The sequence below is a fragment of the Thalassotalea coralli genome, assembly GCF_055786205.1.
Genome location: NZ_JBVVBK010000007.1, coordinates 261194 through 282067 on the forward strand (window position 1 = coordinate 261194; position 20874 = coordinate 282067).

The following is a 20874-nucleotide window of genomic DNA, read 5'->3' on the forward strand; positions in this document are numbered from 1 at the left end:
AAAATAAAAAAGGCGCTTGAAGCGCCTTTTTTATTTCAAAAATTCTTTCGTTAGCTATCGATAGAGCCGACGAAACGGTAGCCTTCACCATGAATCGTATTAATAAGCTCCGGCTGATTCGAAACACTTTCAAAGTGCTTTCTAAGTCGGCGAATCGTTACGTCTACAGTGCGGTCATTTGAACGTAAATCTCGTCCCGTCATTTCTTTGATTAATTGTTGACGAGTAACGATTTGCCCTGCATTGGCAATTAATAACCTTAAAGCGCGATATTCGCCTCGAGGAATTGAAATTTCTTCACCTTCTGGAGATGTCATTTTTCGTGAGTTGCCATCAAGTGTCCACTGGTTGAACTTGATAATTGCACTTTCTGACTCGCTCTTACCTTGAGTAATGCGGTTCAGAATGTTTCTCGCTCTGATAGTAAGCTCTCTAGGGTTGAATGGTTTGGTTAGGTAATCGTCAGCACCAATTTCTAAACCTAATATCTTGTCGATATCGCTATCGCGCCCAGTCAAAAAGATAAGACCTAGTTCACTATTGTTGGTTAATTCTCTGGCAAGTAACAAACCGTTTTTACCTGGTAAGTTAATGTCCATAATCACCAAGTTAATTGTATTATTGGTAAGTTGCTGCTCCATAGCTTCGCCATTTACAGCTTCTGAGACCAAATAACCTTCGGCTTCAAATAAGTTTCGTAAGTTGAATCTTGTTACTTCTTCGTCTTCGACGATAAGAATATGAGGTTTTTGCATGCTCAATTTCCAATATATTGTGAACAGGGTTGAGTTAATTTTAGCAAGTGTTAGAGGTTAGTACGTTATTTAACCAACAGTTTTTAACCCTTAACAACCATATTACATGTTATATAACCTAAGTATAAAAAACAATTATTCCATACTCAATTCATGGTTTTGTTAACATTTCGATACAAGTATTTAACACATATCTATAAAAGTTGCTCAGATACAGAAAAACTAATTTCGAATGTCGCTCCTTGCCCAGGTTCACTTTCTAATTGAATAGTCCCCCCAAGAGCTTGAATGACTAAGTTATAAACTAAGTGTAGCCCTAAGCCGCTGCCACCTTCACCTCGTTTAGTGGTCGTAAAGGGTTCGAAAATTTTGTCCTTTATTGAAGGTGCTATTCCTTTGCCATCATCACGATAATTTAAGGTTACGCGTCCACCAACCTCACTCACCTTAAGCCAAATGTTTCCATCTGGTGTATCGTCGAAGCCATGGTTAATTGAGTTAAGAATCAAATTAATTAAAATTTGATTAATAGGGCCTGGCTTGCTCACTACCACCAATTGTTCAGGGCAATCGAAATGAATCTGATACTGTGTGTTTTTAATTTGCGGTGCCAAGGTTAACAAAATTTCGTTAAGTAATTCTGCGAAGTTAAACTGGCGATAATCATCACTAGATTGGTCTACGGCAACCTTTTTGAAGCTAGAGATTAATTCTGCGGCACGCTTTAAATTTCGATAAATAATACCAACGTTTTCCGAGCCTTCGGTTAAGAATTTTTTGAGTTGGCTCGATTTAAGGGTCTTATCTTCAAATGCGGTTTTAATTTCTGTCATTCTGTCAGACAGTAAAGTAGATGCCGTTACACCAAGGCCAATAGGAGTATTAACCTCATGAGCAACGCCGGCAACCATATCACCTAAAGACGCCATCTTCTCACTTTCAACGAGTTGATCTTGATATTGATGAAGCTGTTCTAAGGTCGCTAGTAGCTCTTGGTTTGACTCTTTTAATGCCTCGGTACGTTTTGACACTTTATCTTCTAATTCGATATTCAATTCTAAGCTTTTTTGTTCAGCGAGCCCTAACTGAGTAATGTATCGCTCTGTACGGTTTAAAAAACCATTTATATTGCGCGACAAAATATCAAATTCTCGATAGGGCATTTGTCTGATTCTAAGACTGAAGTCTTTAGTTTTTGAAACCTTCAGCACGTCCTCGCTAAGATCTCGAATTGGCATGGTAACTATTTGGGTTACTCGTAAATAAATGAAAAATGTGCCGACAATAAGTAAGAAAAATAGCACGAGCAAGATAATAAATAGATGGTTACTGAAGGTTAAGCCGCTATGGCTATCCATTTCAATATAAACATAGGCTTGGTTGTTCTGTTGTTGTATTGGAACAAGCACTTTAACAATGTCACCACTATAGGTAGGTGATACTAATTGCGTTAAATTACTAAGGTTAACGTGAAGTGCTTCATTATTGGGCTTGTAACCCGTTTTTAAATGGTCATAGTAAACGATATTGTTCAGGGATTCGGCATCATCGTTGGTGTACTTATAGATTTCAACGACTTGTATTGACTTATTGATTTGTATCTTTTGTGCGATACGTTTCAAGCTTTCGCTGTCGTTATTTGAATCGGCTAACAGCGCAATCTCCCCAAAATAGTAAGCCCATTGCAGGGTACTTTGTAGCGCTTGCTCGTGTGATTCAGTACGAAATGTTTTTGCTAAATATAGAACCGATACAGAAACAAAGATCATGATGAAACCTACAATGGCAATCACTATAGGGCGACGAATTGACTTAATCTCAGCAGGGTTCTGCATATATAAAGCTTAGCTATTAGTATTTTACTTAATTACGATAATTGTAAAAATTTTGCTAGATTGCAACTCTTCTAGTAAAAAAGTTACTCTCAGAAGTTAAGTCAGCATTTACTTAAATGCTTGATAAACGGTAAATCCTGATTCATTTGCCAAGGATACCACCTTACTAAAATGGTTTTCCAAAATAGGTTGGTATTTAAGAAAGCTATTGGCGACGATAATTAATTGCCCTCCTGAATTTAGGTGATTAATGATACCTTTGAGAAACTCTTCTGTCGCTCGGTAATAGGTGTTTAATCCTTGATGAAACGGAGGGTTAGAGACTACTACGTCATATTTTTTCGATACATTTGATAAGCTATTTGTCGCAAATACTTCGCCAGTCAGCCCATTCAATTCTAAGGTTTGCTTTGCTGAAGATAAAGCCAGCGCGCTAACATCGGCTAATTCCAATGCTATGTTTTCTGTGCTTTTACCTAGATAAGCAGCAATAACCCCAGCTCCTGTACCAAAATCCAATACTCGGCCTTGGATATTGTCAGGTAAGTATTTGAATAATACTTGTGTGCCTTTGTCTAATCGATTGTGACTAAATACGCCGGGAAGCGCTGCAATATCTAGTTCTTTATTCGCTAAAGATAACTGGTACTGAGAATAGTGATCTGACAACACGAAAGGTTTGCCTTTTTGCGAAGTGGCACTAAATAGCAGGCAATGTTTGGCGGCATCTTGCTTAATGACATTATTGAGAAGTCCGCTAGAGAGTTTCGCTAATGACTTAATTCCACTTTTGTTTTCGCCAACAATAATCATTGGCGTATCTTCAGCTAACGAGCTATTTAGCATAGCAAGTGTAAATAGAAACTCAGGTTTGCTCTTTGGGAAGCGAATAATAACTAAGTCATGAATAGAAGCATCGTAAGAAGCATCGAAAACCGCGTTTGAATTCTCGTGTTTAGGACGTGCGCAAAAGTTGCCGTAATGGGTATCAAAGTAGGTTATAGATTCAAACCCTGCATCAGCTAATTGAATTGTGCCGATAAAGTCGTCAGGCAAATTAACTAATAAAGGTTTTTTGGCAGTTAAAAGGTCGATGTTTCGTATCAACAATTGACTAATATTACTTAAAGACATTCAGGGCTCAGGTGATTATAAATAGCTAATCTCTTATGGATCGGCGATTTTGTGTCATAATTATCGGGTATCTTACCGCAAGTTTAACGCGATACCAAAGGAGTGGCGGCACTTTTTAGTGCTTGTATCGTACTGAGAAGGGGTCACTTTGAGCAGAAAAATTCGAGAAAATCGATTAAAAACTTGGTGGCTACGCAGTGCTATTCGTCGTGTGTTGCTTTCTTGGTATTATCTTTCTATGCCAAAGGTATTTTTTTCGCAACCTAAAATTGAAGCGTACCTTGCTTTAAATGATCCTCATAGTTATTTATTAGTTCGTGCATTGAAAGATATAGAGACTAATTATCGAGTTTCTATAGCGCTTTACTTGGTCTATGACACGGTACCTGGGGTCACTATTTTTCCTTCTTTGATGAACCAGTGGGCACTTAATGACGCGAATATTTTGGCAAACAAGTTAAACCTTCCTTTAATAAAAGCTTACCCGAGCGAGCAGGCGCTTACTACGGGACAGCAATATTGGCAATTACGCGTGCACTCAATTGATGACGCTATTCAATTATTTGACGATACGTGGAACGATAACTTTGAAGGCTATTGTTTCCCTTCAACACCCGTTATAAATTTTCAAGTGAATAACCAGAGAAGGTTAATACAAAAAGGGCACTACCTCTCGGCAAGTGTGTTGTTTGCTGGTGAGTGGTATTTAGGCGTTGATCGATTGTCATATTTAGAGGATAGGCTCCTTGATTTGTCGCTTAACTCAGGCGATTTTAGTCGTCAATTTGAGTTGTCAGCCCCACCTTGTCAGCATGTACCCTCAAACAATCTAAAAGCTTCAGAGCCAATCGAAGTGTATTTATCGCTACGAAGCCCATATTCATATTTGGGGTTTATCAAAGCAAAAAGGTTAAGCCAAGCTTACGGTGTACCGCTAAATTTAAAGCCTGTTATGCCATTATTAATGCGTGGCTTAAAGGTGCCACTTTCAAAGCAAAAGTATATTTATTTAGATGCAAACCGAGAGGCGCAACGTGCAGGTATACCTTTTGGCAGCTTTACAGACCCACTTGGAAAGGGGGTGATGAATTGTTATCAAGTGTTTGCTTATGCTCAACATTGTGGCAAAGATGAAGCTTTTATTGAAAATGCCTTTCGAGCTATTTATGTTGATGGAAGTGATGTTAGCAACGAAAACGTCATTCGTACTCTTTGTGAGAAGGCGGGCTTTGATTATCAAGAGGCGATAGATTTTCAACAAAGTCACGATTGGCAAATCTGGTCAGAACAAAACTTAAAACAATTGGCTGAGTTAAAGCTATGGGGCGTGCCGTGTTTTAAATTCAAAAATACTTTTTGTTGGGGACAAGATCGATTATTTGTTATAGAGCAAGCCCTTCAAGAATATCTCGAAAACGAAAATAACGTTGTTGAACAACGCGCACTTTCCTTCTAAGTACTTTCATTCTATGTAATTACAAACCTGTCTTAAACTGACAATTATCCTGTATTGCACCAAGTTAGAATAAATGTTCTAATACGCGCATCCTTATTTGATGCACGTGGGCTATCTTGCCGGCGTGTATAAATAAGGCCAGAAGAGGAGCGTAAACTAGGTAGTCAATGGGAAGAGATCAAACTCTGATGAACATTGACGAGGGAGTTTAACGCCGAGGTAAATACATTTTTGATTGATGTATTTGTCGGTTGTATAGGTTGAATCCTAGCAACTGTCACCTATTCCTAGGTGGAGAGCTTCTGGCCTTTGTCTGCGTGCTTGTTTTTCACAACAAGTTCTCGTCTTACAAATGCCCTAAGTTTTCCTTGCTATTTATTTCAACAAGCCTTTAGTGCTTGTTAGTTACGTGTACCTAGAAGGTGTTGAGCTTCACGCTTATCAATACTTTCTTGTGTGCCGTCGTTCATTGGAGTTAGTCAGTAATGAATTGGCAAGATATTTTACAACAATTAGAAGCTGGTACGATGCGATCAGCAAACCGAGATTCACAAGGTAATTGGCACGCAAATCTAGATGCCAAGCAAGCAATTTTAGCTGCATTTAAAGCCGGTCAAAACACAGAATTTGATGGTATCTACCAAGGCTTTGTCGATAAAGATAATTTACCTGCACGTGCATTTAGCGCTGAAGATGGCGTGCGTCTTGTACCTGGTGGTTCTTCTGTACGTCGTGGCGCTCACGTTGCCCCAGGCGTTATTATTATGCCACCTGCATATATCAACGTTGGTGCCTTTGTCGATTCAGGCACTATGGTTGATAGCCACGCGTTAATTGGTTCTTGCGCGCAAATTGGTAAAAATGTTCACGTCTCTGCTGCTGTTCAAATTGGTGGAGTATTAGAGCCTGTTGGTGCTAGCCCAGTAATTGTTGAAGATGATGCCTTCCTTGGTGCAGGTGTTGTTGTGGTTGAAGGCATTGTGATTCGCAAAGGCGCTGTTTTAGCACCCGGTGTAAACCTTTCAGCATCAGTGCCCGTTTATGACTGTGTTAATCAAGTGATGCTAGAAAAAGGTGCTGATATTCCTGAGTATGCAGTTGTTGTTCCTGGCACTCGTCCTGTTTCAAGTGAGTGGGGTAAAGAACAAGGCCTTTCTATGGCTTGTGCACTTATTGTTAAATACCGTGATGAGCAAAGCAACGCCTCTTTAACGTTAGAAACTTTATTGAGATAACCGTTATGCAGCCATCTTCGACTTTTAACCCAAATGACGCTTGGTTTGAACAGTTACCTGTTTCTGAAGGATTAGTTTCAGCTCTATCACAGCATAAGCCGACTAATCCAGATGAGCTGGCGAGCTTTGTATACGACTTGCCTGCGTTAGCTAATCACTTAAATAGCTTGCAAGAGCAAGAGGTTATTAAGCTTTGGTATGCGGTAAAAGCCAACCCTTTATCACGCATTATTCAAACGGTGGACAGCGCGGGAATTAACTTTGACGTTGCAAGTTTGGGTGAACTTAATCAAGTGAAAAAACAGGGTGTATCACCTGAACGAATTTTAAATACTGGCCCTGCAAAATCTAAAAAACAATTGGCAGAGTTTGTGGAAGCTGGCGTTAATATATTCGTGGTAGAAAGCCTTAATCAATTAACTTGGTTAAACGAAGTGGCTGCAGGTAAAAACGTTAATCCGAATGTGTTGTTGCGCGTGCAGTTACAGTGGCAAGAAGGTGAAAAAAATCCTTTAGGCGGTAACGCGTTAACACCATTTGGTTTATCAGTTGAAGAATGGCAAGGCGTTAACCTAGAAGACTATTCTCAACTGAATGTTAATGGGCTTCATATTTTTCAATGGGGCAATTTACTCAGCAATGCCAAGATGTATTCTCTTTGGCAGCAAATGGTACCGCCATTAGTTGGTTTAGCTGATTCATTGGGCATGAATTTGGAAGTTTTAGATCTTGGTGGTGGCTTAGGTGTTGATTACCTTGAAACTGGCCAAGGACTAAGTTGGGGGCAAATTATTGAAGATTTGTCTGATATTAAACGCCAAGCAGGTGTAAAAGAGTTGTGGTTAGAACTTGGACGCTATGCGGTTGCGCATACGGGCTACTATCTAACACAGGTTGTTGATAGAAAAACTAACTATCAGCAAGAACAATTAGTATTAGCGGCAGGAATTAATCATCTGCTGCGTCCAGCAATTACTGACCAGCCTTTTCCTGCAAGGTTATTAAGGGAATCAGACCAAGAATGTCTCGCCTTTGATGTTCATGGGCCACTGTGTACCAGTATGGACAAACTGGGCAGGTTGTCATTCCCTGCCGATACGAATATCGATGATACCTTAGTGTTTGCTTTTGCTGGCGCTTATGGCTTTACCGAAAGTATGCCCTTTTTCTTATGTCACCAAATAGCGGCCGAATACGTTTATACAGAAAACGGTCTTGAAGAAGTGCGAGCGGCACAACCAGCTGATTGGTATCTACGATAAACAGGAATCAACAATGAATAAATTTACAAAAGAAGTGATGCACGTTGGCGAAATGGCCAGTGGTGCTGCCTTAACTGTTCCTGTGTACCGCTTTAAGGGACAAGACAATGGGCGTAGTGTTTACATTCAAGCCAATATGCACGGTGCAGAAGTGCAGGGTAACGCTGTTATTTTTCAGTTGCTTGAGCTATTGCAAAACACACCAATTATCGGCGATATCACTTTAGTTCCATACGCAAACCCTGTGGGCTGTAATCACAAAAACGGTGAATATACTTTAGGGCGATTTGACCCTATTACGGGTGTTAACTGGAACCGCATGTATCATTTTGATGAAGATATTATTGCGCCATTTGTTCGTCAAAGCATTGGTCAAGACGACAAAACAATTGAACAGAATTTCAAAGCGTTAATGATAGACACGATTGAGCAAAAGCTTGATCACAATATCTACGGATTAACGACGGGTCAACGTATCGCTTATCAATTACAGCGCTTAGCACACCAAGCAGACTTGGTGCTAGATTTACACACAGGGCCTATTTCGAGCAAGCATCTATATTGTCCAGAGTATGCAAGAGAAAGCGCTAAGTATTTTGATATTGAACATACTTTGCTAATACCAAACGACTTTGCCGGTGCCTTGGACGAAGCAACCTTTTGTCCTTGGTGGAAGTTGCAAGAAGCATTTGCCGATCTAGGCATTGAGTTTTCAATTAGCTCAGATGCGTTAAACAAAGAAAGTTTTACTGTAGAGCTAGGCTCACAAGAGCAAATTGATTTAGACGTTGCCCTTGAAGATGCGAAAAGTATATTCAGTTATTTGCAATATAAAGGTGTTATTCATGCACCAGAATATCAGCCAAAAGAAATGACGCGATACGCTTGTTATTTAGAGCATTATAAAGCGTTTTATTCGCCTATGGGTGGCATGGTGGATTACTTAGCTGAATTTGGCAAACCGCTACCTGCTGGTGAGCCTTTAGCACGAATTTTACGCATGGATAATTACGGCGATGGTGATGCTTTACACTATGTGAGTTTGGACAAAGAAGTGATCCCAATTCTTCATTTCGCATCGGCTAGTGTTAACCAAGGCACAGAGCTTTATAAAGTATTTGAAGAGTTCTTTGTACTTTAAAAAAAACGTACAGAAACGATAAAAAAGCACCGAGACTGTTATCAGCCTTGGTGCTTTTTTTATTCGTCCAGAGTGAGTTTATTTGTAAAGTATTACTCGTGTCGTAAACTCAATGACGGCTTAACACTTGCACTTCTAAAGGCAATACTTGCCACGGTTAGCCAAGTGACTAGTGCCACCGTTAAGGCCGAAATTAGGTATATCGTTGGCGTTTGGCTAATGCGGTCGTTGAAATTGTTTAACCAGCTATCAATGAAGTAGAAAGATAGCGGAAAAGCAATGGCAAGGCTAATAAGCACTAATGCGACAGACTCTTGTGTTAGCAAGGCCATCAAGCCACCTCTAGAGGCGCCTAGCACTTTGCGAATACCCACTTCTCTTCTTCTTTGTTGCGCGCTAAATGCTGCCAAGCCGAACATGCCAATACACGTTAAAAATACAGCTAGCCCAGAGAAGATAGATATCATATCCACTAATTGAGCTTCGTCGCGATAGATAACCGCATAGTTGTCTTTAACCAATTCACTTTCAATGGCATGAACCTGTAGTCGTTGTTCGATAAAATCTACAACCGCTTGCCGCGTTGCTGCTGAGTATTGATCTTCTACTTCAACCACCAGCGAGTAATTGCCGCTGAAAGTGTAGCCGCAAGCTAACAGAACTGGGTTAGCGTGGTGTTTCGCTGAGCCTATTTTTACATCTTTGAATACACCGATTATACGACCTTGCAGGTTTTCTTGTCCGCCTGCGCCGAAACGCCAAATGTCACCAATGGCTTCTTCAGCCGTTCTATAACCCGCTGGCGCTAGAACAGATTCGGGGATCATAATGCCGATAGTACCTTGTTCTTCATTAAACCAATCAGATTGGGTTTCGCGGCTAAAGTCTCTACCAGCGACTAACTGTAATCCCAAAGATTGAGCAGCGTTAAAGCCAACACCAGCGTAGCCCATGGCAACACCAAAGTCCGTTACGTTTGGTACTGAAGTAACAAATGCACCCGCATAAGTAGACTTAGTTAAGTCAAAGTCTGTCGGTGTGGCAGAAATTACCCCGTCAATTTTCGCTAGATCTTGATAAAAAGTTTGGCTATCGCGATCGTAAATTTTGTTTCCTGGTAAATCTAATACTTTTAAACGTTGTTCTTTTGCATAGTTTACCGAGAGGTTTTGTAAGTAATTTAACTGCAGGTATAAGCTGGAAGCGGCAATGATTAAGCCTACTGATAAGGCCGATTGTAAAACCATCAGAGATTTTCGCACTAAAATCGCCGTTTTTCCTCTGCCAAAATCGCCACTCAATACTCTATGCACACTGAAAGATGAAATAAATAGTGCAGGGTATAAACCTGATAAAGTACCGATAGTAATAGTTACCAGTAATATCTGAGGTAAGTAAGTCAACCAGCTATCAATTTGCAGATCGCGCCCGACTAATTCACTAAAAGAAGGAAGTAAAAGTTCAACCAAGCCACAGGCAAGCAGTGCAGACACCAAAGCAATTAAGATAGATTCAGTTAAAAACTGGATCACAAGCTGTGTTCTGGTGGCACCTAGTACTTTTCGCACACCCACTTCTTTCGCTCTAAGACCAGCTTGTGCAACACTCATGTTGATGTAGTTAAAACTAGAGATAACGATAAGCAAAATACTTAATGCGATGCTAACGGTAACGGTTTTTTCTGAGCCACCGACCCTCATATCTGTGTTGAAGTTGGCTGCTAAGTGGATGTCTCGCACTGGCTGTAGGAAGTAAACGATTTCGTTGCTTTCATCTTGCCATAAGTCGTTCAAGATACGGGTAACTTGACTCGCTACCTGTTCAACATTTGCTGCAGGATCAAGCTTCACATAGGTGTGAGAGACTTTTCCTATCATGTCCATGAAAGAACTGTTTCTGATAATCGCGTTCATGTCATAGTGACTGTTCGTTGGGAAATCAGCAAATATCGCTGTTATTTCAAAGTCTTGCTTAGCACCTTCGATAACAAAGCGTTCACCTACGGCATTTTCTTTACCGTACAATCGTAAGGCTTGCGACGCTGACAAAGCAACTTTGTAGGGCTGGCTCAGCGCAGTGGCTAAATTGCCGTGCATAACATCGATAACAACAAAGTCCGTTAGATTTTCAGGTGCAGCCATCAGCTTTTCTAATTTAAAGTGCTCATCACCTATTTTTACTTTTCCCGGCAGTAAGTACTGGGTACTGAGTAATGAAAGAACATCATCGACGCCGACGATTTTTTCAATATGTTGCTGCCCTCGCGGCGTTGTTAATGGGAACTGATTTCCTGTCGGTTGATGATGCATCACAATACGGTACGTGCGTTCTGCATCTGGTTGAAAACTGTCGTAAGAGCTTTCGTGAAAGGTATACAGAGCCACTAAAAAAGCAGCAGCTAAACCAATTGATAACCCTACAACCGTTAGTGCTAAATTCATTTGATGACGCGCTAAGGAACGAGATGCGCTAACGATGTAATTACCTAATAAATACTTAAGCATGTTGCACCTCACGAACCGTTTCGCTTGCTTTGTCTAATAAGATTTGGCCATCAAGCAAGCGTACGATGCGACTTGCGTATCTTGCATCTTGCTCAGAGTGAGTCACCATGATTACGGTAGTGCCTTCTTCATTTAGCGACTTAAGCATGGTCATTACTTCTTCACCGTGCTTCGAATCTAAGTTACCTGTAGGTTCATCGGCAAGCACTACTGCGGGGTTTATCACTAACGCTCTGGCAACAGCAACACGCTGCTGCTGACCACCAGAAAGCTGCTGGGGTAAATGCTCGGCGCGATGATTAATACCCACTTTCTTTAAAATCTCTTCTACGCGCTGAACGCGCTCTTTCTTGCCTACCTTTAAATACTGTAGCGGGAGTTCGACATTTTCAAAGACAGTTAAGCTATCGATTAAGTTAAAGCTTTGGAAAACGAAACCTATCGAGCTACTGCGCAGGTGTGCGAGCTTTTGCTCTGAGTAATGGGTAATGTTTTCGTCGTTGAAGTTGTACTCGCCCGCATCAGGTGAATCTAGCATGCCAAGCATGGAAAGCAGTGTTGATTTACCGCAGCCTGAAGGACCCATTATCGCAACGAATTCTCCCTTTTTAACCGATAGATTGATGCTGTTTAATGCTGTCGTTTCCACATCTTGGGTGCGAAAAACACGTGATACATTGGTTAAGTTAATCATGATTTTTGTCCTGTAATTTCGATAATGTCTGCCTTATCAAAGGCTGCGTAATTTGAGGTGATGATCTTTTCGCCTGGCTGTAAACCGTCGACCACCTGATAGTAATTTTTATTCTTTTTGCCCAGCGTAATTGCTCTTCGCGTTGCGGTTGTACCGTCTTCGTCTAAAACGAATACCCACTGCCCGCCAGTGCTGGTAATAAATGAGCCACGCTTAACTAATACCGAATCTTCAACTCCTTGGCTTAATAGCAGATCTAAATCTAAATTTTGACCGCGCTTAATATTGGCTATTTCACTCGGTAGGTCAAATTCAATGCGAAACTGGGCATTGTTAACGCGACTGTCAATTTTCGTTACTGACACTTCCGTGTCCTCGCCGTTAATTGACACTATGGCTTTCATATCTAAAGTAATGTCGTTCAAGTAGTACTCGTCGATATTGGCGACAAGTTTAAAGCGGTTAGGAATATCAACTTGTCCTAAGCGAGCGCCTTTTGACTTTGATTCACCTAGTTCAACATTAAGCTCACTTAAATAACCAGAAGTAGGCGCTTTTACTGTTAAGTTGTCTAAATTATTACGGGCAAACTGAAGATTTTTTTGTAGCATTTGTGCACTTTCTTCAAGCTGTTGCACTTGTACTTGGCGAATTTCTTCTTCTTGCTGCTGACGCTGCTTTGTCAAAGTTTTTCGCTCTTGGTAATAATCAAGATCTAGTTGCAATGCTTGCAGTTTATCTTTGGCTAATACGCCTTGTGACACTAATTTTTTAGACTGCTTTATTTGTCTATTTAGGTGCGCAATATTTAAGTCTATTTCCAGTAAATCGCGGCGTAAGTTAAGGCGATTAGTTGTCATGGTCATTTGGGTATTGCGCAGAAAGTTTAGCTGCTCAGTTACTTGTGCTTCTCTGCTCATTACGTCTAGTTGTAAAGAGACATTAGATAGCCTTAAAAGTGGTTGGCCTTTCTCAACATATTGCCCTTGTTCAACCAGCTTTTCTTCTACTCTACCGCCCATTACTGCATCTAAGTAAATAGACGTTTGCGGGCTGACATTGCCTCTTAGTTTTAATTTGTCTTCAAAGTGGCCTTCTACCACAGCAGCTGTTGTAAAAGAATTAATGGCTACTCGCTGCGTTTTTTGATTAGGCTTAGCTAGCCCTGAAGCAAAAGCCGCAATGGCTATCGCTGAAACAACAGCAATTGCCATGATTGGCTTTAGGTGCTTTTTGTATTTTGGGGACTGTCTTGGCTTATCCACAAATGTTCTCCTAGTGTCAATATCGCGTGTCAAACAGACAAAAAATCGCGTTTCATTGGTAGTAGATATAACAATTGTTGTGCCAACAAATAAACTTAATTAAAAACAGTGGTTTATGTTGTTTGTGTTATGTTTTGTTATCTAAAAGTGTCCATCAGTAGAACAACCACTTGTCCATTTATGGACACTTTTTCTTTAATTCAATCGCTAACTAAGCTAATGTAAATCCAATTATTGGCCAGGTAAGGCACACGCCTAAATGAAGCACGCGGGACATATCTTAGTTGTTGATGACAATGACGATATTTTAATTTCAACGAGATTGTTGCTCAAAAAACACTATAGCTTGGTGAAAACCACCAACGATCCACATCAAATAGAATCGCTAATGTCAGAGTTTGAATTTGACGTGATCGTACTCGACATGAACTTCACCCAAGATGCCATCAGCGGACAGGAAGGCTTTTACTGGCTGAAAAAAATTCTAACCGTTGACCCTAGTGTGGTCGTGATTATGGTAACGGCGTATGGCGCGATAAAACTAGCGGTTGAAGCAATCAAAGCTGGCGCGTCTGATTTTATCCCTAAACCTTGGGATAACGACCAGCTACTCGCATCAATGGCTTCCGCTTTTCAGCACTCTTCTTCGAAGAAAAAAATTAATGTGTTGCAACAACAAGCGCAACAGCTAAGCCAAGCAATGAGTGGTCAGAATCAGCAATTTATTGGTGAAAGTGAGGTGATGAAACAAGTATTCGCCACCATAGACAAAGCCGCACAAACCGATGCCAATATTTTAATTACAGGCGAGAGTGGTACAGGTAAAGAGTTAGTCGCTCGGGCAATTCATCAAAAGAGTATGCGCGCCAATAACACCTTTATTAATGTTGATATGGGCGCGATTTCTGAAGCCTTGTTTGAAAGTGAATTATTTGGTCATAAGAAGGGGGCTTTTACTGACGCTAAGTCTGATCGTTTAGGCCGATTTGAATTAGCTAAAGGCGGCACCTTGTTCTTAGACGAGTTAGCGAATTTACCATTAAACCAGCAGGCAAAGTTACTTACTGCGCTACAAAACCGCCAAGTAACACCAGTAGGTGGCACGAAAGTCGTTGATATTGATATTCGCTTAATTAGCGCCACCAACGACAACTTGTTGCAGGCGGTTGCCGACGGTAATTTCAGACAAGATTTACTGTATCGTGTGAATACAGTGGAGATTCGCCTACCACCATTACGTGATCGCAAAGAAGATATCCCACTGTTAATTGATTACTACTTAAAGCAATTTTGCACTAAGTATCATCGCAACATTGTTATTAACGCTTCCGATGTACAAAGGCTAACGCGATATTCATGGCCAGGTAATATTCGAGAATTACGCCATGCGATTGAACGTGCCGTTATTCTGGCAGACTCAAATGTCTTGGATATCAGCTCCATTATTATGTCACCAAATGCCCAGCATTTAACACAACAATCTGGTGAGCAAGCTAACGCTGAAGAAGTGTTTGATTTAGAAAAAGTAGAAGAACAAACCATTGCCAAAGCACTGAGCCATTTTAAAGGTAACGTAAGCAAAGCGGCTAAAGCACTTGGTTTAACTCGCGGTGCCTTATATAGAAGATTAGATAAATATGAACTCTAACCGCGAAAAAATGACCCTTTGGATCTGGTTGAGTGTTTTCGCGCTTGCGTTACTGCTTGCTGGTTTTGAATTTTTACGAAATGGGTCATCAGCTATTGCCATCATATTGGCGTTGTTCAGCATCTTAGTAGCAGCGAAGTTAAGCCATCTATTTCAACGTAGCCACAAAAAGTTAGCCCAAGTGATTGAAGCTATGGCAAATGACGATCCAACATTGGGTTTGAATCAAACCACGCCACTGGCAAAAAAGCTTGCTCAAGTCAGTGAACAAATTTCTCAGAATCGCAAGAAAAGCGAATCACAAGCGCAATTCTTACAGTCGCTATTACTGCATTTAGATCAGGCCATTATCGTGGTAAATGGCGAAGGGAAAATAATTCACAAAAACCCCGCCAGTGAAAAATTGCTCGGTACATCAGTAAGCAGCTTAGAGATGCTAGGTGAACTGGGCGAGCTTATCGCTTCAACCTATGTAAATAGCCGTGCAACTGTCTCTTGGCAATTAGGCGATAGCTCAGATACCTTGTCTGTGCATATCAGTTGTTGCGAGATTGATAGCGAGTTTTTAAAACTCGTGAGCATTCAATCGATTCATCTTGCCTTGATGACGAAAGAGCAACAAGCCTATCAACGACTGACCAAGGTGCTGACCCATGAAGTGGCTAATTCTATTACGCCGATGACATCACTTGCCCAAACAGCGCAATCTTTAGTGCCTGATCCAAGTGCTTTTGATGATGCAGAAGACAGACAAGATCTATTCGAAGCGCTTAATGCCATCGCTAGTCGTTCGTCTCATTTAGGGATGTTTATCAAAAGCTTTCACCAGATTGCTAATCTACCATCGCCAAACTTGCAGAAAGTAGAATTATCAGAACTCGTTCAACAAGTTCTTGTGCTCTTTAAAGGGCAAGCGCAAGAGCAAGATATTCAACTAACCTTTTCGAACGAAGCTAACTGTTTACTTACCGCTGACCCTGCTCAAATTGAGCAAGTGCTGATTAATTTAGTGAAAAATGCCTTTGAAGCAGTAAATAATAGCGAGATAAAAGAAGTTACTTTACTTTTAAGCTTAACCAGCGATAAAAGCGCAGAACAGCAGCTTATTTTGGATATTGAAGATTCAGGCCCTGGCATTGCTGAACATGTTATTGAACAAGTATTTATTCCCTTTTTTACTACTAAAAAACAAGGCTCAGGTATCGGCCTAAGCTTAGCTCGGCAGATAATGATCCAACATGGTGGTGATTTATCCTATATCCACAAGGGAAACAAAGGCGCTTGTTTTAGGTTAACGTTTAATTCTTAAGTTTGTAGCCACTCTCATATTAACCCCTCGCTCGCATAGTCAGGAAAACGAGCGAATCGCTCGTTTTTATCCGACCGTAAAATATAATTTAGTTTAACTTTCTTTTAACTAGCAATCAGTTAGCTGCTCTGGTAAAAATATAGCATTCAGGAAAGCGAGCGTTGCTGCGGTAGAAAAACGCGCGATTCGCTCGCTATAAACATGTTATGTGGTGAAATCGAGTGAGAAATAAGGATCCGAAGAGATGCTAGAAATACTAAGCGATATATGGCAGGCGCTGGCAATGTCGGATCGAATTCAATTTGCAGCGCTGATTATTACTGCTCTATTTGGTTTTTTGATGTGGTCGCACTCTCGTCGAACTACTGTGAAGCCTCCAACGACTCTTAATGCAGAAGAAGGCAGCGTCTTACAATTAGCAAATAAGCTTAAAGAATATGGTGCGTTTTATTCAGACCTGCTTAAGGCTTTTGATTCAGGGCGCAGTGTAGCCATCTCACGTACAGATGTTATTTCTCCTCGCAAAGCCAGAAAGATGCGAAGGTATCTTCAAAATATGCTTTTTATGTCTGCCATACGTTTTGAAATGATCGAGAATATTGATGATTACATTCAGCTGGTTGAGAATGATGCGAACCCCCAGGAATTGGAAGAAGCTTGGATGGCTGCAAGGCAAGCCATGCGAATGAATATTCGTCAGATAGAAGAGCTAAGAATAATAGAGGATATTCCATTCCTCGAAATAATGCCCTTGATGGATGCGACGATGGCTTTTTATGCTCTTCTTCCAGAGGAAAAGCCGCTTAAAGAAATAGAAAGCCTAAAAGCTATAAATTCGGGTTTAAAGGCGATTCTTAGCAACATCAGAAGGCTCGCAAAAATACCTATACATTAAAGACTGTAAAAGAATCATCATTAGAGTGTAAATCTGCACACATAACAAATTTAGGCAGCGGACAGTAAACTGCCGCTGCTAAAGGCGTTAGGTTTACCTCGAAAATGGATAGATTTGAGTTTTTAGAACACGTAGATGAATTCAAAATAGATTCATCAGCATTTTGGTTAAATGGCCCATCGAATGAAAAGTATTGTTTGGGGGTGTCTGGAAATAAGTGGGAAGTGTTCTATGCCGAAAGAGGCAATAAAAATTTAAGGGTTGAGTTTGATTCAGAAAGTGACGCATTAAAGCATCTACTTGACAAATTAAAATCAGATCCTACTTGTATCAAGAGGTAGGTAAACCTAACAAGCGCATAAAGCAACGGGACACGCAACGTTTGGCTCGATTCCGCTCCGCTACACAGTTTAGCCAAACATTGCTTAGCCCCTTATGCGGGCGTTATAAGCCAAGGGAAATTCGGCTATGAAATCGATAATTGGAAAACTTGATGTGTTGAGCGTGTTTTCAGCGTGGGCACTTTTGCTAGTTTTCTTTGTATCTCTGGCTTACGGAAAAATATTTTCAGAACCTGAAGCAAGTGCTAGTCATTTAGTTTATTTGTTTGGTGCATTCTTATGTGCAGTTTTTATGCATATTGTTTTGGCATTTTTTAATCGTTGCCCTCATTGCAATAAGTGTTTAACTGTTCAAGGTTTCAAAAAGCCTCACCCAGCATCAAGCGGGAGCTGGGATAAAGTGGTTTGGCGTTGGTTTTCTGGTTCAATTGTTTGCATTCATTGCGGGCAAAGGGTGGCAACAAATGGCTTATAACAAGCCAATCAAGTGCGGGACTGCTAAAGCTTGGCTCAGTTCCGCTTCGCTACACAAGTTTAGCCAAGCATTTATCAGCCCCTTATTGGGGCGTTATATGCCCATAAAGGATTGCGCATGAATCAAAACTTATATTTTAAAACAAACAAATTTGATTCTGCCAAAGAGTTGGCTGAGTACGTTCACTCAGAGCTCGAAAAGTTAAACTTTACGCCAAATGAACCAATTGATTCTGAATATATGTTTTCGATAGAAGCATGTGTAAATGGAATTGTTGTTGATATTTATATGGGGAGAAATGATGAAGAGACGGACGTGCCCCTCTGGCAAATTTGGTCTGAGCAACGAGTTCCTTTTCTAAAAAAACTCTTTGGCAACTCTGGTGAAGCAGAGGAAGCAAAAGTTAAAGTGGAACTAGAAAGTATCGTTAATAGAATCGAAGGTGTTAGTGCTGTTGAATGGGGCATATAACAAGCTGCTTAAGTGCAAACGACGCATGGGACAAATAACACTTGGCTTTTGTCGCTGCGCTCTAAATTTTAGCCAAGTATTATTTGCCCCTTAGCAGGGCGTTAGGTATTACTCAAATATGGGTGAAGTTTTCAGAACCTTTCTCGCTATAATTTTGCATATTTCATGCTTCGCTATTGGAATGTCCTTATTTAATTTAACAGGGTTTAGTGAAGTAATTGAGGAAGTATCTCTAGCGAGAGAGTTCATTATTATTTTATTTGGTATAGCTGGCGTAGTTTTGGTTTCCATTAAATCAGAAGAGCCATTCATGCATACCTTTATCAAACTAATTGCTCAAAGTTTTGAGCGGCTTTTTCTACTATTAACACTTGTTTCTTTTACATCGCTAATTGATGAAAAAGATACAACTTTTGGGCTGTTTTCGTTTGTAGTGTTTGCTGTATTTACGTATGGTATTCATAAGTTTAAGTTCATCTCTAGGCTCAATAATACCTAACAAGCGCATTAAGTGAAGGGACTGCTAACAGCTTGCTCGGTTCCGCTTCGCTACACAGTTTAGCAAGCTATTATCAGCCCCTTATGCGGGCGTTAGCTGTACAAGGAGTACAATTGAGTATTATCAAACAGTCAGGTTTATTTACCGCATTTTTGATTATCTTTGGGTTTATTCTTCGTTATTACTCAGTTTATAAATCAGGTGCAGATATAGGCATTTTTAATATATTTTTCAGTGTAACTATCGCGGGTGTGGTTGGTGGTGCAGGCTTCTATTTAGGCCAACTTAAAATAAAAGACACACTAGCAATTAAGCATCTAGCATTTTCCGCAACTTTTGTGTTTTTTATGTCACATGCTTTAAGCAATTTACTTGGCCTATACCAAGTGTCATGGTTTGCGTATGTTGCGGTAGTATTTGCATTTTCATTTGTAGCCGCAATACGGATGGCTAAAATGTTCAATAAGGCGAAGTACAGCTAACAAGCGCATTAAGAGGCGGACACAAAAAGCTTGGCTTGTGCTCGTTCCTCGCAAATTATAGCCAAGCATTTTGGTCCGCTTATGCGGGCGTTATGTTTGCCTTGTAGTTCGGCTTAATTTGAAAGGCTAATGAAAGATATTTTATTGAAGTTTAAAAAAATTAAGTTGCAAATAAACACTATAGTAACCTTAGTCTTTATCGCTTCTGTTGCGTTAATGTACGCGGGATTTATAAAACCTATAGAAGCTTATCACATCATTGTCTTTTCATTGTTGTGTGTGTTTTCATACCTTTTATATGAATTAGTAAAAAATAAATTCATATTCATAGATTCTAAAAAATTTTTATTATTTTCGTTTAAAGGTATCCTTGTATTACTATTTTATATCACAATGATTTTACTGGGTTTGTTTGTGCTATTTGATGGTTAAGTTAAGTAGTAAACATAACAAGCCGCTTAAGGCGGGACTGCTAACAGCTTGCTCGGTTCCGCTTCGCTTCATATTTTAGCAAGCTATTATCAGCCCCTTAGCGGGGCGTTAGCTGTTTCATGAACAAAGCGAAATATTTAGGTCTAGTTTATTTATTACCAGTAATCCTGTATCCGCTGAAAGTAGATCACTTTCAAGATATTTGGATTTGGTACTACCTTCCATTTGCGGTTTGTTATTCTATTTATGTTTGGTTTAAACCCACAGAAAACATTTCGAAGTATATAATTTTTACACCCATAGCATTTCTAATCTTCTTTATTTCTGGCTTTACAGTTCAAATAGCAATTTCAAAGGGTGTAAATTCAGCGTTGGAGTTCTTGCCAATAATGCTTATTTTCGCAATACCGTTCAGCTTTGTTACTGGGCTTATTTATGTTTTACTAGCTTTACTAATTCTTAAAGCATTTGAGTATTTAGGTTACGGTTTAAAAAACAGCTAACAAGCTGTTCAAGGCGGGATTGTTAAAGCTTGGCTCAGTTCCGCTTCGCTACACAGTTTAGCCAAGCATTTATCAGTCCCTTATTGGGGCGTTATATAGCTAAGCATGGAACTGCATGAGCGGCCAATCTAGACTAATTTTTGATACCTCAACTTTTACGTTTGTCCATGCAGAGGATAAACTTCAATGTTCCGTTTCTGCTTTGGGATCACAAGGTGAAATAGTTACTTACCCTATTCGAGAAAGTATTATTTCGAACCTGATAGCAGACTTGGAAATTATTCAGAAACAAAATTATTCTGGTAAGTTAAAAATTAAGACTGACTCTATCAATGTAAATTTAAAATTTAGCGGCTTTAAAAAAGAAAAAGGTGTCAAAGTTAGAGCATATTTAACTAGTTGGTTTTATTACAGTTCATCAGGTTTTGGTTCGTATACTTCTGACTCCAATTTTGGTAATTTACTAAACAATCTAAAGCGTTGTATAGAGTAATCGCTATATAACAAGCTGTTTAAGTGCGGGATTGCTAAAGCTTGG

At 40.1% G+C, this 20874-nt stretch carries 19 protein-coding genes and 1 riboswitch; of the genes, 13 read left to right on the forward strand and 6 right to left on the reverse strand.

Annotation, left to right across the window (positions count from 1 at the left end; all coding sequences use genetic code 11):
• Positions 1-50: 50 nt before the first annotated feature.
• The 3 genes from arcA to ACOB80_RS17770 all read right to left on the reverse strand — a co-directional run bounded on the left by arcA (position 51) and on the right by ACOB80_RS17770 (position 3724).
• Positions 51-755 carry a two-component system response regulator ArcA gene (gene arcA / locus ACOB80_RS17760; RefSeq protein WP_473167202.1) on the reverse strand — a complete coding sequence of 235 codons (705 nt, stop codon included), beginning with the start codon at positions 753-755 and terminating at the stop codon, positions 51-53.
• Positions 756-949: 194 nt separating this feature from the next.
• Positions 950-2590, reverse strand: coding sequence for a sensor histidine kinase (locus ACOB80_RS17765; protein WP_473167203.1), 1641 nt, complete (start codon positions 2588-2590; stop codon positions 950-952).
• A 108-nt stretch (positions 2591-2698) separates the two neighbouring features.
• Positions 2699-3724, reverse strand: a complete 1026-nt coding sequence (locus ACOB80_RS17770) for a methyltransferase (RefSeq protein WP_473167204.1) — start codon at positions 3722-3724, stop codon at positions 2699-2701.
• Between the two features lie 148 nt (positions 3725-3872).
• Between ACOB80_RS17770 and ACOB80_RS17775 the strand changes: the two genes are divergently transcribed.
• The 4 genes from ACOB80_RS17775 (at position 3873) to ACOB80_RS17790 (ending at position 8818) form a co-directional block, all read left to right on the forward strand.
• On the forward strand, positions 3873-5180 hold the full coding sequence (locus ACOB80_RS17775; RefSeq protein WP_473167205.1) for a DsbA family protein: 1308 nt from the start codon (positions 3873-3875) through the stop codon (positions 5178-5180).
• Between the two features lie 134 nt (positions 5181-5314).
• Positions 5315-5490, forward strand: a riboswitch (Lysine riboswitch).
• A 175-nt stretch (positions 5491-5665) separates the two neighbouring features.
• Entirely contained in the window at positions 5666-6415 is a 750-nt protein-coding gene (locus tag ACOB80_RS17780) for a 2,3,4,5-tetrahydropyridine-2,6-dicarboxylate N-succinyltransferase (protein ID WP_473167206.1), read from the forward strand.
• 5 nt (positions 6416-6420) lie between these two features.
• Positions 6421-7677: a PLP-dependent decarboxylase gene (locus ACOB80_RS17785; protein ID WP_473167207.1), complete on the forward strand. Its 1257-nt coding sequence runs from the start codon at positions 6421-6423 to the stop codon at positions 7675-7677.
• A 13-nt stretch (positions 7678-7690) separates the two neighbouring features.
• A complete protein-coding gene (locus ACOB80_RS17790; protein WP_473167208.1) occupies positions 7691-8818 on the forward strand; it encodes a succinylglutamate desuccinylase/aspartoacylase family protein in 1128 nt (375 codons plus the stop codon).
• 92 nt (positions 8819-8910) lie between these two features.
• On the opposite strand, the gene ACOB80_RS17795 is transcribed toward ACOB80_RS17790, so the two are convergent.
• From ACOB80_RS17795 to ACOB80_RS17805, 3 genes are read right to left on the reverse strand one after another with little or no spacing between them, the layout of a single operon-like run.
• A complete protein-coding gene (locus tag ACOB80_RS17795; RefSeq protein WP_473167209.1) occupies positions 8911-11322 on the reverse strand; it encodes an ABC transporter permease in 2412 nt (803 codons plus the stop codon).
• Positions 11315-12016: an ABC transporter ATP-binding protein gene (locus ACOB80_RS17800; protein WP_473167210.1), complete on the reverse strand. Its 702-nt coding sequence runs from the start codon at positions 12014-12016 to the stop codon at positions 11315-11317. Before ACOB80_RS17800 ends, ACOB80_RS17795 begins: the two co-directional genes overlap by 8 nt.
• Positions 12013-13281, reverse strand: a complete 1269-nt coding sequence (locus ACOB80_RS17805; protein WP_473167211.1) for an efflux RND transporter periplasmic adaptor subunit — start codon at positions 13279-13281, stop codon at positions 12013-12015. The genes ACOB80_RS17800 and ACOB80_RS17805 overlap by 4 nt, the downstream gene beginning before the upstream one ends.
• A gap of 259 nt (positions 13282-13540) precedes the next feature.
• Here ACOB80_RS17805 and ACOB80_RS17810 point away from each other — a divergent pair, with 259 nt between their 5' ends.
• The 9 genes from ACOB80_RS17810 to ACOB80_RS17850 all read left to right on the forward strand — a co-directional run bounded on the left by ACOB80_RS17810 (position 13541) and on the right by ACOB80_RS17850 (position 20829).
• Complete coding sequence (locus tag ACOB80_RS17810; protein ID WP_473167212.1) at positions 13541-14929, forward strand: sigma-54-dependent transcriptional regulator; 1389 nt, start codon at positions 13541-13543, stop codon at positions 14927-14929.
• Positions 14930-14939: 10 nt separating this feature from the next.
• On the forward strand, positions 14940-16238 hold the full coding sequence (locus ACOB80_RS17815) for a sensor histidine kinase (protein ID WP_473167213.1): 1299 nt from the start codon (positions 14940-14942) through the stop codon (positions 16236-16238).
• Between the two features lie 244 nt (positions 16239-16482).
• Positions 16483-17133, forward strand: coding sequence for a hypothetical protein (locus ACOB80_RS17820; RefSeq protein ID WP_473167214.1), 651 nt, complete (start codon positions 16483-16485; stop codon positions 17131-17133).
• Between the two features lie 104 nt (positions 17134-17237).
• Entirely contained in the window at positions 17238-17474 is a 237-nt protein-coding gene (locus tag ACOB80_RS17825; protein WP_473167215.1) for a hypothetical protein, read from the forward strand.
• A 127-nt stretch (positions 17475-17601) separates the two neighbouring features.
• Positions 17602-17949 carry a hypothetical protein gene (locus ACOB80_RS17830; protein ID WP_473167216.1) on the forward strand — a complete coding sequence of 116 codons (348 nt, stop codon included), beginning with the start codon at positions 17602-17604 and terminating at the stop codon, positions 17947-17949.
• Between the two features lie 117 nt (positions 17950-18066).
• Positions 18067-18420: a hypothetical protein gene (locus ACOB80_RS17835; protein WP_473167217.1), complete on the forward strand. Its 354-nt coding sequence runs from the start codon at positions 18067-18069 to the stop codon at positions 18418-18420.
• 118 nt (positions 18421-18538) lie between these two features.
• Complete coding sequence (locus tag ACOB80_RS17840; protein ID WP_473167218.1) at positions 18539-18919, forward strand: hypothetical protein; 381 nt, start codon at positions 18539-18541, stop codon at positions 18917-18919.
• A 113-nt stretch (positions 18920-19032) separates the two neighbouring features.
• A complete protein-coding gene (locus ACOB80_RS17845; RefSeq protein ID WP_473167219.1) occupies positions 19033-19401 on the forward strand; it encodes a hypothetical protein in 369 nt (122 codons plus the stop codon).
• A gap of 1050 nt (positions 19402-20451) precedes the next feature.
• Positions 20452-20829 carry a hypothetical protein gene (locus ACOB80_RS17850; protein ID WP_473167220.1) on the forward strand — a complete coding sequence of 126 codons (378 nt, stop codon included), beginning with the start codon at positions 20452-20454 and terminating at the stop codon, positions 20827-20829.
• Positions 20830-20874 lie beyond the last annotated feature (45 nt).